The sequence below is a fragment of the Ruminococcus sp. CAG:57 genome, assembly GCF_000435935.1.
GTDB classification, from domain to species: domain Bacteria; phylum Bacillota; class Clostridia; order Oscillospirales; family Ruminococcaceae; genus Hominimerdicola; species Hominimerdicola aceti.
In genome coordinates this window covers 1-681 of record NZ_FR890691.1, presented here as the reverse complement: position 1 = coordinate 681, position 681 = coordinate 1, and the positions used below count along the sequence as shown (strand labels likewise).

2 protein-coding genes are annotated in these 681 nt (G+C 42.4%); both read right to left on the bottom strand.

The annotated features are described in order from the left end of the window. Positions 1–401: DUF3846 domain-containing protein (locus tag QVO88_RS01760; RefSeq protein WP_288177709.1), on the bottom strand; the 401-nt coding region annotated here is incomplete at its 3' end. Then, on the bottom strand, positions 402–681 hold a 280-nt coding region (locus QVO88_RS01755; RefSeq protein WP_288177708.1), incomplete at its 5' end, for a hypothetical protein.

The following is a 681-nucleotide window of genomic DNA, read 5'->3' as shown; positions in this document are numbered from 1 at the left end:
CACATCGTAATTTCAGGTTCTTCCGTTTCCTCAAAGACCTCGCAAAGAGCCTCAATATCCGCCATCTCCATTTTCCCCAATGCAATAATAGGGTTCTTAAACGTCTTGGAATACTTTTCGATCTGCTCATCGGTAAGTGAACAGCTGTCCCATTCGCCGTATTCGTTCATATAATTTCCTGAAACAAAGAAAGTTCCATGTACAAGAACATTTCCCACAATACGATTAGGCTGTGAACCATTAAGCAGGAATTCATCGTTGCACCAAGCAATCGCAGTTTCTTTCGGCTCAAAATATATAGGTTCGATACACCCTCCGACTATTGCCTGCATATCGTGAATATCATCGCCGATTTCCTTTTCATACGGCGCTTTTTCAGGCTCAATAACAAGTATTTTCATTTACAAAACCTCCTCATCTTCATTGCAATAATCCCACAGCGGACAATCACTGCAGTCATCATGCATAGCGCAAGTCCTCTCAATCTCTTCCTCTGAGATACCGCAGTCACGGCGTTCTCTTTCGGGAGCATTTCGCCATATCGTAAGCGTCACTCCGCTATCATCGCACTCCGTTTCTACGCTTACGGGATCGCCGTTTTCATCAAAAAGCCCCGAAAATACGCTTTTTCCGTTGTCTGCCATTACTTGTGCAAAAATTATTTTTTTCATAAAATTATAT